Source organism: Photobacterium sp., from assembly GCF_057456235.1.
On sequence record NZ_JBVCPH010000016.1, the window covers coordinates 21,117 to 34,025 of the forward strand.

Here is a 12,909-nt window from a genome sequence, read left to right on the forward strand (position 1 = left end):
TATGCAGTGTCTGTATCTATCCAGGGCGCGTTTCCGGCACGCCGTATGCGTCGTATGCGTAAGCATGACTTTAGCCGCCGTTTAATGGCAGAGAACCAGATTTCTGTTAATGATCTGATTTATCCGATGTTTATTCTGATGGGTAAAAACCGTCGTGAAACCGTTGAATCCATGCCGGGTATCGAGCGCCTGTCTATCGACCTGATGCTGCAGGAAGCACAATACCTGTCCAAGCTCGGTGTACCGGCGATTGCCCTGTTCCCGGTGGTTTCCCAAGATGCCAAGAGTATCGGTGCCGATGAAGCCTACAACCCCGAAGGTCTGGTACAGCGTGCTGTACGTTTGCTGAAAGAGAATGTGCCGCAAATAGGGGTGATCACCGATGTAGCGTTAGACCCGTTCACCATTCATGGTCAGGACGGCATTATTGATGAAAGCGGTTATGTCATAAATGACGTCACGACCGAGGTATTGATTAAGCAGGCATTGTCACATGCCGAAGCAGGGGCTGATGTGGTGGCACCCTCTGACATGATGGATGGCCGGATCGGTGCGATCCGTGAAGCACTGGAAGAGGCGGGTTACATTCACACCCAGATCATGGCGTATTCGGCGAAATATGCCTCGAATTACTATGGCCCGTTCCGTGATGCGGTCGGATCGGCAGGCAACCTGAAGGGAGGGGATAAGAAAACCTACCAGATGGATCCGGCTAACAGTGATGAAGCATTGCACGAAGTGGCGATGGACGTCAGTGAGGGGGCGGATATGGTGATGGTGAAACCAGGAATGCCCTATCTAGATGTCGTACGCAGGGTGAAGACAGAACTTCAAGTCCCGACTTTTGCGTATCAGGTTTCCGGTGAGTATGCGATGCATATGGCCGCGATTCAGAACGGCTGGCTGAAAGAGCGCGAGACCGTGATGGAATCGCTGATGTGCTTTAAGCGTGCCGGTGCAGACGGCATTCTGACTTATTTTGCAAAATCAGTTGCCCAGTGGCTGGCCGAAGATGCGGCTGCCCGTAAGGCTGACGCCGACGCTTGTACTGAATAAATTGGTACTCGCCGGCTGAGCCATCACAGAGGCGGGAATAATCATTCTCGCCTTCTATGGCTTTACATTGCGGTTGATCGGATTTTGCAATGAAATCAGGGTTTCCGTTGATTGTACTTCATCAATCGCCTGCAGTTTGTCGATCAGTACATATTGCAACTCTTCAATAGAATGGCACATCAGTTTCACAAAAATATTGTAAGCCCCGGTGGTGTAATAGGCTTCGACCACCTCGTCCAGTTCATTCAGTTTGGCGAGGGCAGAGTGGTAGTCACGGGCGGCGTTAAGGTTAATGCCGATAAAGCAGCAAACGTCGTAACCAAGCAGTTTAGGATTCACAACCACCTCTGTGCCGGTGATGATTTTTGATGCGCGCATTTTTTCGACCCGGACATGCACTGTGGCCGGGCTGACATTGAAACGTTTGGCCATTTCCGCATAAGGGATCCGGGCGTCATTCATTAGGGCGTTGAGAATATCGCGGTCTAAGTCATCAATGCGTGGTGGCTGGGTCATGGTTTTGCTTAATCCATTGTTTATACATAACTGCTCATATCTTATACTGAGCACGATTTGTAAAGATAACAAAAAAGTAGACTTGTTAGCACTGTTAACCTTGATAGGTTCAAGTTATTTCAAAATCCTAATAAACAGGACACGCTGAACGTTTTATGCGATTTATATTTTTATTGCTATTAGGATTGTTCGTTACGCCATCTTTCGCCTTTCCTCAAAACTCCTTAATTACTCATCGCGGAGAAGATTACGACAATGTGATTGCCGCGAGCGACGATCATGCTTTGTGGCAAGTGGAACAGCCTGCTGGCCAGATCGGTGATACCCCGGTGACCATTGGTGGCACGAATGATGACAAGGCCAAGAGCTGGATGGAGCGCAACCACCAAGAATTTCGTGCGCTCAGTGTGGCGATTATTGTCATGGGAACCATTATCATCTTGCTGGTGTTAATGATCCGCCGGCAACGCAAAAGTGAGCAGCAACTACAACAAAGTCAGGCTCTGTTTGAAGGAGTGTTCGATCAGAGCTTTCAGTACATCGGTATTTTAGATGGCAACGGGGTGCTGGTTTCCGGAAACCTGGCGCTGCAGAGCCTGTTAGGGCGCAATATCATTAAGTATGATCGGCCATTGTGGCATTGGCGTTGCTGGGGGAAGGATGTCGCCGTTCGGCTTAACCAGGCTTTTCTGTCGGCCCAGCAAGGTCAGATTGTTCGTTTTGAAGCCCAGGTCCACAGTACTGATGACGGTAAGCGGATGCTTGATCTGTCGATAAAGAGCATGCCTGCCACAATCGGGGACAGCGGGCAGATGTTGCTGGAGGCCAGGGATGTCACTTCCCGCCAGCTGATGGCAGAGAAGCTGCGTGAACGAGAAGTGAGTTACAGCTTACTGTATGAGCAGCAGCCCGTCATTCTGCTGGCCATTGACAGCCAGGCGCGGATCCAGTCGGTCAACCAGTTTGCGGCGGATCTGCTGGGTTACCCCAAGCGCGACTTATTAGGCCATAAAGTCACTGACTTTTATCTCGATGCTGAACCGCTGCCACAACAGTTTATTGCTAGCGCCCAGGCCTGTGATGATCAGATGGTCTGGCGTCGCCAGCTGCGCTATAAGTGTGCCGATGGAGAGTCGGTCTGGATCCGTGAAACGATTCGCCACACCCAGTCAAAAGTGCAATTACTGCTGGTGGGAGAAGATATTACCTCAACGAGAGAGCTTGAGGCGAAGCTCAAGTATCAGGCTTGTCATGACTACCTGACCGATCTGTTTAACCGCAATTATTTCGAAACGGAGCTGGAAGAAGGATTGACGGAGGTGCGGGACAGCGGTGTGCGCCACGCAATGTTCTACATCGATCTCGATCAGTTCAAGGTGATTAATGATACCGCGGGCCATGAGGCGGGCGATGAAGCGTTGAAGCAAGTGGCATTATTGCTTCAGGGCATTACGCCAGAGAAAGCCACTTTAGCCCGCTTAGGCGGTGATGAGTTTGCCATTATTCTCCGCCACTGCAGTCCCGATGAAGCCGTTAAATTTGGCTATGATATCCTCCTCCTACTCGAAGAGGCTGAGTTTTTCTGGCAAAACACCCGATTCAGCTTGAGTTGCTCGCTGGGGATCCGCTTGATTGATGAGACGGCAGGATCACCGCAGCAGGTACATGCCCAGGCTGATACGGCTTGTTATGCGGCGAAAGACGAAGGACGAAACCGCCTTCACCTTTATCACCCTGATGATAAAGAGTTAAAGCGCCGCGAGCTGGAGATGCAATATGTCAATCATATTCACAAGGCGTTAGCGGAAAAACGTTTTGAACTTTATGCCCAGCAGATTGCGCCTATGGCGAGTGGTTCGAAAAAGCAGCATTATGAGATCCTGGTCAGAATGCGTAACAGTGATGGCTCTATGGTCTCTCCGGGCCTGTTCATACCCGCCGCTGAGCGTTATAACCTGGCGCATTTAATTGATCGTTATGTGGTACAGGAAGTGATTGCGTGGCTGAGGGCGAATCCTGATGCGGTCGCGCAGCTCGAACTGTGTGCGATAAACCTTTCCGGGCAGTCGATGGGCAACCGTGATTTTGTGAACTTCCTGATTGAAAAGATCCGCACATCGGGCCTGCCAACCGAGAAACTGTGTCTGGAAATAACCGAAACAGCGGCAATTGGTAATATGAGCGAAGCGATCCAGCTCTTTACCCAATTGAAAGCACTCGGATGCCAGATCTCTCTGGACGACTTTGGATCGGGCTTATCCTCGTTTGGTTATCTTAAGCGCATGCCGGTCGATATCATTAAAATTGATGGTATGTTTGTCCGTGATATCGCTGACGATGAAATGGATTTTGCCATGGTGAAAGCGATAAATGAGCTGGCAAAAAAAATGGGTAAAAAGACGGTCGCGGAGTTTGTTGAAAACGAAGCGATTTTAACCCGGCTTCAGAGCCTGGGGGTCGATTATGCGCAGGGATACTATTTTGGCAAACCGAAGCCGCTGGCGGAACTGGTAGCGGAATTGAGCCAAGCCGAGCTGACGGTGGTATAATCGCGCGCCTCATATTCAAGGGCATCGTTATCGGGCTGTTAGTGATGTTGATATGGGGAGGAGTTTGTCTTTTTTGAACCGGAGAGTGCTGTGCAAATAGCCTTAATTTGTGAAGTCCCAGAACGTCAACATGAACTGGATGCATTAGCGCACCGCTGGGGGCTGGCTCATGACGAAAACAGTATTTTTGCGTTGGTTTTGACCGAGCAGCATTTAGAGCTACGCAAACGTGATGAACCTAAATTGGGGGCTGTCTATGTTGATCTGGCTGGTGGAGCTGTGGCTCACCGACGTAAGTTTGGTGGCGGACGCGGTCAGGCAATTGCCAAAGCTATAGGGTTAAAAGGCGGGGTGATGCCAAGAGTGCTGGATGCAACGGCAGGCTTAGGCAGAGATGCGTTTGTCCTGGCTTCATTAGGGTGCAAGGTGCAAATGGTCGAACGCCATCCGGTTGTGGCGGCACTGCTGGATGATGGCCTTGCCCGGGCCAAAAATGATCCGGAAATTGGTGGTTGGATTGGTGAGCGGATGGCCTTGATCCATGCGTCAAGCCATGATGCATTGCTCAAGCTGGCACAAGACCCTGATTTTATTGCTCCGGATGTGGTATATCTCGATCCCATGTATCCGCACAAGAAAAAATCGGCACTGGTGAAAAAAGAAATGCGGGTGTTTCAGACTCTGGTGGGCGCTGATGATGATGCCGATAGCCTGTTCGCCCCCGCAATGGCGCTGGCAACAAAACGTGTGGTGGTGAAACGTCCCGATTATGCGGGCTTTCTCGCTCAGGTGAAGCCGTCGACGGCGATTGAAACCAAGAAAAATCGCTTCGATGTCTATGTTAAAGCGGCAATGAAGTCATCCCTGTCGGGATAAATTAACCATAATAAGAATGATGAGCTTGATGACTGCGGGGAGCATAAATGGCGAAGTCGTTATGTAAATATCGTCGGGTTGAAATTGCCGCCCAAATCGCTGCCATCACACGTATTGTCAGTGACCCGGAGTATATCTGTAGTAGCTGTGCTCGTGCGGCCAGTGATAAAGCATATCTCTGTAAACCCAGTGCTATATCCGTAAATAGGGGGCAACCGGCGAACGTGACCTCAGTCAAAAACGCGGCAGAGGCCGATCCGATCCTACCGATTCAATCACTGGTGCCAGTGAAGCCGAATGCCGTTGAGGGGCAAGAGCTGGATCATAAAAAGACCAGGAAGCTGAAGAAATTAGCGAAGAAAAAAGCCAAAAAGCTCAAGCAAGCCGCGAAGGCACTAAAGCGTTATCAGACCGCGCTGGAAAAAGCCGGTGTTGAGTTGAGTCTAAAAGATGGCTGAATAAAAACGCCTCCGCGAACGGAGGCGTTTTAACATCTCGGGCATTAAGATTCTTTGATAAGAACCGCTGTCATCAGACAAGTGATCACAGATACAACAATGCCAGAAACGATTAACCAAGGAAGCATATCCATAACAAGTTTTCCAACGGTTAGCGATTAGAAAGACCATTGAATAACTTTTATATCCTGCTGGCAATGGGATGGATATAAGTTGAAATGGCTGTTAACTGTTTGAAACAAATTAACGGTTTTTGCTACATAAAGTATTATTTAATGGGATAAAAAAACGCCCGGACGGGCGTTTTTATTGCAGTAGGGAATATTACTAGAAGGCTATATTTTAGCTGGAAGCGCTAAGGTTAATGCCTGACGTGAAACATCTGCCGCAGCTTGGTTATCATGGAGCTTGTCCAGCACCTCAACCAGGCGGGCGTAGTCGGAGACATTTTGATCCAGTTCGATAGCTTGCTCTAAATGTGTTTTCGCCTCTTCCCACTTTTGCTCGCGGATGAATAGCTGGCCCAGCGCGCTGTGAGTCGCAGCATTTTTGCTGTCATAGCGTAGCAGATCTTGCAGGCGGACAATGGCAGGGTGGTAATCCGGCAGATCCAGCTCCGGTACTAACCGGATTAAGCGTTCATCACTCTGCTTTTTCAGTGCGTCACGCAGTACGGTATAGGCTTCGGTGTCGGCGTTGCGGTTGATCATTTGCTTGATAAAGCAGGTAATCAGTTCAGGGCGTTGTTTCGCTTTACGGTTCAGGCTATTCCAGTGAGCCATTAAGCCATCGCTGCCGCTATGCTGGCCAATATGGGCCATCAGGCCGCATTCCGCTTGCAGGCTCAATTCTGCGGCTTCCTGACCGGTAAGTACCCCCGACTTTTCCAGTTGCGGAAGTAGTGCCAGCAAGGGTTGCCAGTCTTCCAGTTTCAGGTAGCAATCTTTTAGTAGCGCAAGCAGAATAGGATTACGGCCGTTTTCACGCTTGATGTCTTGCAGGGTTGCCACTGCTTGCTCGTACTGTTGCTGGCGATATTGCAGTTTGGCACGTGTCAGGGCAACGGCCAGACTCTGATCATCGAGTTCTGCGGCTTGCTGAAGGTATTCGTCGCGCAGTGTTGTATTCCCCTGGCCTTGAGCGGCTTCTGCCGCCGCCAGGTAATTCAGTAGCGGTGTCTCGCTGTGCTTAATGGCTTTAACAACCAGTTTCTCTGCCTGTTTCCAGTCACCTTCAATGACTTTCATTAAGCCACTAGAGGTTTGTGCCCGAGCTTTACGGGCTTTGCGGCCACGGAACCAGCCACGGGTTGAGCTGCTGACGGACAAGACCCGCTTGATGACCGTTTCAAGCAGGAAGAATCCCCCAAACAGTACCAGGACTAATAAAAACAAGGTGGTCAAGCTCATTTCCAGTGTCTGATTGGCAACGGAAATCAACACGTAGCCCTGGTTTCCTGCCAACATGGGGCCGGCAACAATCCCGGCAATTAGAGCGGCAACCAGCAATAAGAGTTTGATCATGCCGGATCCTCCTCGGTGCTAAGCGGTTTTACCTGGCTGCGCAGGCGTTCACTGATCACGTCGGTGATAAGGATTTGTGATTTCAGCTTGTCCGGGTAGCTGGCTTCAATATTTTCTTTGGCCAGCAGATCCAGTACGTTAATGAAGCTCTGGGTTGCTGGCTCGTCAAGGTTGTAGAACTGCTCGGCCCACTCTTTCGCCATCAACAGTGATTTGCTGTATAGCTCGCCTTGCTCGCGGTAAACCGAGCGGATTGCCGTTTCCAGCTTAGATTTGATGTTTTCCTGCAGATAAAAATCTTGTTTCGGCGATAGCAGCGGGATCACACTACCGTCACGGTGGCGGTAAGTGATGAAGTGATCGCTGAAATTTTTAAGCGACGTCATCAGGTTATCTTTCCAGTCATCCACGGATGTGGATACCGTCTCTTCTTTGACCGCTTCAGCTTCCGGTATAATGGCGTTCGCAAGAGGCAGGTTGGCGACTTGTTCCTGCAGGCTGGCCAGGCGTAGTACCAGACCGTCGCGGTCAATACGGGCAATCGCCTTCAGCGCGGTGATGTCGTCATTCATGGCCTGGCGTACGGAGGTCAGGCTCGGATCATTCAGCTCTGCGATACGGTGATCGGCAGACTCCAGTAAAATCGTGGCGCTGACAGCATCGTGTTCTAGCCACAATTTACGCCCGGCCATTTTAATCAGGTAGTCGGCTTCGGCTAACAGCCAGTCGTTAGGTCGACGGCCTTTCATTTCAGCTAATGCCAGTTGCAGACCCGTGATTGATTTGTCTTGCTGGGCAATGGTCACTTGGGTACGCTGCAGGCTTTGGTCAACCTGTTCCAGCGTTTTTTTCTGGTTTTCGCTCAGGCGAGTCTGGATACCTGTCAGCTGCTCTTGTAGCGCGATAATTCTCGCTTCCTGCGCCACACTTTGCTGATGGCCGTGGTAATAAAGGCCCGCTCCCAGAGCAATCACTAGCGCAATGGCAATGGCGCCGGTCTTGCTGCCGTTTTTCTTTTCTGCCGCTGGTTTTGGTGGCGTTGCGGTTGAAGTGCTCGCCTTTGAAGAAGCTGTTGAGGTGGTTTTTTTCGCCTCAGTTTTAGCCGCTTCTTTCGGGGCTGAAGAGTCAGGTGATTGTGCTTTCGCACTTGAACGACCTGGTTCGTTTGTGTTGTTTGACGCTGCTGATAGGTTGTTATCCGCAGCGTTTTCATTATTGGTTTTTTTGTCAGTCATCCGATTATCCCATCGTGCCTATCTTACTCAGGAACGTGAATAGTGCGGTATTAGCGGCACTGCCCACGGTGGAAATTTTCTCAAAACCAAGCTCTTTAGCTTGATCGGCGATACGTTGGCTTGGTACGAAAAGGTGGCATTGAAGAAACCAAGCCAAGTCTTGCTCTGGTATCAGGCCTGATAACTGCGTCAGTTGTTCACCACTGGTAACGACCAGGGCTGATACTTGCAGCGCTTGCCATGTTTGGCACAGGCTTTCTCCTTCTAACGCCAGCCAACAACGCTGGTAGGTTTCACAATAACTTACTGTTGCGTTGCGCTGGACCAGCGTCTGGTAGATCAGATCACGTCCGCCATTGCCCCGTAAAATCACGATCTGACGACCGCTGACCTGCTTGAGTTCCGGCAGTGCGAGCAGACCTTCACTATCACAACGCGTCGGTGGCGTGATCACCCTCTGACGGGTTGCAGTCGCCAGCGCAGCGGCGGTTTTATGCCCAACAGCCATATAATGCACGTTTTTTGGCCAGCTGGCACCTTGTGACATCAAGTAATTGTGGGCCAAATTAACGGCATGATCACTGACGGCAATCAGAAAATCATCAGTTTTCAGCATATTTAGCTGAGAAATGAGGACAGGAAGCTCTCTTCCTGCCTCGATTGTGAGTAGGGGCTGGGCAATAGCATTGATCCCCGCGGCATTTAGCTGTCGGGTAAGCTCATGGCATTCTGGTGCCGGGCGGGTGATCAATATGGTCATTAAGCGTTGCCGTAAAGTTTATCCAGGATCTCTTTGGCACCATCAGCAAGCAGTTTGTCAGCCAGTTGAGTCCCTAGTTTTTCTGCATCCGCTGCCGGCCCCGTGACTTCACCGCAAACAATCTTGCTGCCGTCAGGCTCCCCGACCAGCGCACGTAACCAGATCTGATCGCCCTGCAGCTCAGAGTAACTGCCGATGGGCACCTGGCATCCCCCTTGCAAGCGATTGTTCATTGCGCGCTCGCAGAGTACCCGGGTGGCGGTGTCACTATGGTTGAGTGAATCAAGCAGGCTACGAACACGTTGATCGTCAAGACGGCACTCAATACCCACGGCCCCCTGGCCTACTGCGGGCAGGCTGACTTCCGGGGCAATGGCTGCGCGAATGCGATCTTCCATTTTTAAACGCATCAGCCCGGCGCAGGCAAGGATAATGGCGTCATACTCGCCGTCATCCAGCTTACGCAGGCGAGTATTTACGTTGCCGCGCAGATCTTTAATCACCAGATCTGGGCGCTGGGCACGTAACTGGCACTGGCGACGGAGGCTGGATGTACCGACAATGGCACCGGCCGGTAATTCATCAATGCTGTGGTAATGGTTCGACACAAAGGCATCACGCGGGTCTTCCCGTTCGCAGATGGTGACCAGTCCCAGACCTTCAGGAAAATCAACCGGCACATCTTTCATTGAATGCACGGCGATATCGGCGCGACCTTCGAGCATTGCCACTTCCAGCTCTTTTACAAACAGACCTTTGCCGCCAACTTTGGCCAGGGGAGTATCCAGGATCACGTCACCTTTGGTGACCATGGGCACCAGTTCAACGACTAAGCCGGGATGTGCCTGTTCCAGCGCCTCTTGTACAAATTCAGCTTGCCACATGGCCAGCGGGCTTTTGCGGGTCGCAATGCGGATCGGTTTATCGGTCATAGAATAAGGTCCATAAATAAGCTTTCTTTTTGTTAATCCTACCACTCCTGCGCTGCGATGATAATTCACTTGTTATCGTCAGTGCGGTGAAGCGGTATTGTCTTGAATTGTAATGTAATTAATGTGATACTTCTCACATTAGTTTTATGTGATAGAGTTGTTGCAATATCGTAACTGGCGGTTTGACCAGATTGTACTAGCTTGAGGGTAGGACTAGGGAAGGACCTCAGCAGTAGAACTGCTATTCATCACCCGTCATAAATCCGCATGAACTTTACGGGCAATGCAAGAAGTGTTACATTGATCACGTTTTTGCTCCCGTGTAGAACAATAACTACACTGATAATGATAGGTTTGGGCCGCTTTGACGCTGGCTGCTCTTGGAAGAGTAATTTGCATAATTATATCAAGACGCTAAAAAATAGACTGGATGCACATAATCAGCTTCGTATTGATCGTGCTCTCGCTGCAATGAATACGCAGTCTGGTCAGGTGTTTGAGCTGGCTTCTGTCTTACTTCATTACAATCATCCGGCGATACCTGGCTACCTTGATCAAGAGGTCCCTCAGGGAATTGCGGCATTTGCCATTTCGGATCAGCAGCAGCAGTTTATCGACAGCTGCGGGCTAACGGCACAATGCACTATCACCCAACCGCAATGGACTGACTCCCAGTGCCCGATAACGGGCCTTTATGCCATGGGCAGCACCTCATCATTAGGGCAAAGCCTGACCAGCGATCTCGATATCTGGGTCTGTATCCGTACCGATCTTTCTGCCGAAGACCGTGAGGCGCTGGAGAGTAAATGTTCGTTAGTCTCCGAATGGGCGATGGCTCAGGGTGTTGAAGCAAACTTTTTCCTGATCGATGAAAATCGCTTCCGCGATAACTTTTCTGACGCCATGACCGGTGATAACTGTGGTTCAAGTCAGCACTTGCTGCTGCTTGACGAGTTTTACCGTTCTGCAGTGCACTTAGCCGGTCAGCGATTGCTGTGGTTTATGGTGCCGCCGGAAATGGAAGAGTGTTACGACGAATATGTTGAATTTCTGGATTCGGCCGGACATATTCGTCGTGATGAGTGGATCGATTTCGGCGGCTTAACCCGTATTCCTGCTGAAGAGTATTTCGGTTCCAGTTTATGGCAGCTGTATAAAAGTATCGATTCGCCGTATAAATCGGTGCTCAAGGCGATCTTGCTGGAAGCCTATTCGTGGGAATACCCGCATACCCAATTGTTGAGTATAGATGGTAAACGCCGTTTCTTCTCGGAAGAGCAGACTGAGTATTCCATGGATGCTTATTACCTGATGCTGGAAAAGGTGACCCGTTACCTGGAGCGAATTAACGATCACCGCCGGCTGGATTTGGTGCGTCGTTGTTTCTATCTCAAAACCCATGAAAAGCTGACCCGTGCACCGTCATCGGGTTCCGTGCCATGGCGTCGGCGGGTGCTCGAGCAGCTAACGACCGAGTGGCAGTGGTCGCCGGAAGTCTTGTCTGAGCTGGATAATCGCCGTAACTGGAAAGTGGGGCAGGTAAAACGGGCGCACAACGAACTGCTTGATGCGTTGATGCTGAGTTACCGTAACCTGATCCGCTTTGCCCGCCGTAATAACATCACCTCTGCGATTAGCCCGGAAGATATCAGTATTCTGGCCCGTAAGTTATATGCCGCGTTTGAGGTGTTGCCGGGTAAGGTGACGTTGCTCAATCCGCAGATTTCCCCGGATTTGCATGAACCTGATTTGACCCTGATCCGGGTGCCGGCCGGACGTACCAATACCGCCGGCTGGTATCTTTATAAACAACCGCTCGATCCGTATGCCATTTTGGGCCAGCGCCCGCTGGAGCATAACCGCTACCTAAGTAAGCTGGTGGCCTGGTCGTATTTCAATGGGTTGTTGACGGAATCGACCTGTCTGCACAATGTCGTGCGTGATACGGATATGGATATTGATAAGCTGTACCAACTGGTGAGCGATATTCGCAATACCTTCCCTATCCGTCGTCCGCAACCTGGCCTGCAAGCCTTATCCAGCCCGTGTGAAATTCGTCAGCTGGGTCTTTTTATTAACCTGGAAAGTGATCCGACCACGGAACTAAAGAACCGCTCGGTGCGGTTTGACTTCAAAAATACCGATATTTTCAGCTATGGCCCTGATCAGAAATGTTTGGTTGGCAGTGTCGATTTGGTTTACCGCAACTCGTGGAATGAAGTACGTACCCTGAACTTCAGTGGCGAAAGTGCGATGCTTGATGCCCTGAAAACCGTATTGGGTAAAATGCACCAGGATGCTATCTCGCCGGAGTCGGTGGATGTCTTCTGTTACAGCAAGCACATGCGCGGTTTGATCCGTAATCTGGTGTATCAGCTGGTGGCCGAGTGTATCGAGATGCGTCTGAAGCCGGTAGAGCAAGAGAAACGCCGTCGTTTTAAAGCGATCCGTATTGGCGAGCAGACACATGGTTTGTTTTTTGAGCGTCGTGGCGTATCTGTGCAGAAGCTGGAAAACTCGGTGGATTTTTATAGCTGTATCTCGACGAATAAGTTAACGGGTACGCCAAATCTGGTGATGGGTAAGACAGATGAGCCGCATCCGCCGGAAATTGTTGACTCCTATGCCAGTGAGGGCCTGATCCAGTTTTTCTTTGAAGACAGCGATCAGGGGTACAATATTTATATTCTCGATGAAACCAACCGGATCGAAGTATATCGCCAGTGTAACGGTGATAAAGACGAAATGGTGCATGAGGTGAACCGTTTTTACACCTCGGCGCAGGATCGTTTCAGCTACAGTGCCCACTTTATCAATTTTAACTTGCCGCAGTTTTACGACATTGTGCGTACCAAGACCGGCGGTTTACAGGTGATCCCATTTAAGAGCGGTCAGCAGACCCAGTGCCGTCCGGCGGCAGATATGCCGTTAAACATGCTGCCGTTGTCACCGCGATAAACGATAAAAGAGACGAGTAATCAGATTCTCATTACTCGTCTCTCGG

The 12,909-nt window shown here is 50.5% G+C and carries 9 protein-coding genes and 1 pseudogene; 5 read left to right on the forward strand and 5 right to left on the reverse strand.

Annotated elements, in window-relative coordinates:
- The first annotated feature begins 6 nt into the window (after window positions 1-6).
- Window positions 7-1,056, forward strand: coding sequence for a porphobilinogen synthase (gene hemB / locus AC2204_RS16595; protein WP_318926791.1), 1,050 nt, complete (start codon window positions 7-9; stop codon window positions 1,054-1,056).
- Window positions 1,057-1,110: 54 nt separating this feature from the next.
- Here hemB and asnC read toward each other — a convergent pair whose 3' ends face one another.
- Window positions 1,111-1,572: a transcriptional regulator AsnC gene (asnC, locus tag AC2204_RS16600; protein WP_318926792.1), complete on the reverse strand. Its 462-nt coding sequence runs from the start codon at window positions 1,570-1,572 to the stop codon at window positions 1,111-1,113.
- Between the two features lie 365 nt (window positions 1,573-1,937).
- Here asnC and AC2204_RS16605 point away from each other — a divergent pair.
- The 3 genes and pseudogenes from AC2204_RS16605 to AC2204_RS16615 all read left to right on the forward strand — a co-directional run.
- Window positions 1,938-4,121: pseudogene (locus tag AC2204_RS16605) on the forward strand (putative bifunctional diguanylate cyclase/phosphodiesterase); the annotation flags it as partial.
- A 90-nt stretch (window positions 4,122-4,211) separates the two neighbouring features.
- Window positions 4,212-4,997, forward strand: coding sequence for a class I SAM-dependent methyltransferase (locus AC2204_RS16610; RefSeq protein WP_318926794.1), 786 nt, complete (start codon window positions 4,212-4,214; stop codon window positions 4,995-4,997).
- A gap of 47 nt (window positions 4,998-5,044) precedes the next feature.
- Complete coding sequence (locus tag AC2204_RS16615; protein ID WP_318926795.1) at window positions 5,045-5,455, forward strand: hypothetical protein; 411 nt, start codon at window positions 5,045-5,047, stop codon at window positions 5,453-5,455.
- 335 nt (window positions 5,456-5,790) lie between these two features.
- Here the strand turns inward: AC2204_RS16615 and AC2204_RS16620 are convergent, their stop codons facing one another.
- The 4 genes from AC2204_RS16620 to hemC are packed head-to-tail and all read right to left on the reverse strand — an operon-like array spanning window position 5,791 to window position 9,905.
- Complete coding sequence (locus AC2204_RS16620; RefSeq protein ID WP_318926796.1) at window positions 5,791-6,978, reverse strand: heme biosynthesis HemY N-terminal domain-containing protein; 1,188 nt, start codon at window positions 6,976-6,978, stop codon at window positions 5,791-5,793.
- Entirely contained in the window at window positions 6,975-8,213 is a 1,239-nt protein-coding gene (gene hemX / locus AC2204_RS16625) for a uroporphyrinogen-III C-methyltransferase (RefSeq protein WP_318926797.1), read from the reverse strand. Before hemX ends, AC2204_RS16620 begins: the two co-directional genes overlap by 4 nt.
- 4 nt (window positions 8,214-8,217) lie before the next feature.
- Window positions 8,218-8,973, reverse strand: coding sequence for a uroporphyrinogen-III synthase (locus AC2204_RS16630; RefSeq protein ID WP_318926798.1), 756 nt, complete (start codon window positions 8,971-8,973; stop codon window positions 8,218-8,220).
- Window positions 8,973-9,905 carry a hydroxymethylbilane synthase gene (gene hemC / locus AC2204_RS16635; protein WP_318926799.1) on the reverse strand — a complete coding sequence of 311 codons (933 nt, stop codon included), beginning with the start codon at window positions 9,903-9,905 and terminating at the stop codon, window positions 8,973-8,975. Before hemC ends, AC2204_RS16630 begins: the two co-directional genes overlap by 1 nt.
- Before the next feature lie 393 nt (window positions 9,906-10,298).
- Between hemC and AC2204_RS16640 the strand changes: the two genes are divergently transcribed.
- Window positions 10,299-12,863 (forward strand): class I adenylate cyclase, encoded by a 2,565-nt coding sequence (locus AC2204_RS16640; protein WP_318926800.1) that lies wholly within the window; start codon window positions 10,299-10,301, stop codon window positions 12,861-12,863.
- The last annotated feature ends 46 nt before the right edge of the window (window positions 12,864-12,909 follow it).

What these genes read in the sequence shown, in the direction of transcription:
- asnC (WP_318926792.1), bottom strand. Translation starts at nt 1,572, where the DNA reads ATGACCCAGCCACCACGCATTGATGACTTAGACCGCGATATTCTCAAC.
- AC2204_RS16615 (WP_318926795.1), top strand. Translation starts at nt 5,045, where the DNA reads ATGGCGAAGTCGTTATGTAAATATCGTCGGGTTGAAATTGCCGCCCAA.
- AC2204_RS16620 (WP_318926796.1), bottom strand. Translation starts at nt 6,978, where the DNA reads ATGATCAAACTCTTATTGCTGGTTGCCGCTCTAATTGCCGGGATTGTT.
- hemX (WP_318926797.1), bottom strand. Translation starts at nt 8,213, where the DNA reads ATGACTGACAAAAAAACCAATAATGAAAACGCTGCGGATAACAACCTA.
- AC2204_RS16630 (WP_318926798.1), bottom strand. Translation starts at nt 8,973, where the DNA reads ATGACCATATTGATCACCCGCCCGGCACCAGAATGCCATGAGCTTACC.
- hemC (WP_318926799.1), bottom strand. Translation starts at nt 9,905, where the DNA reads ATGACCGATAAACCGATCCGCATTGCGACCCGCAAAAGCCCGCTGGCC.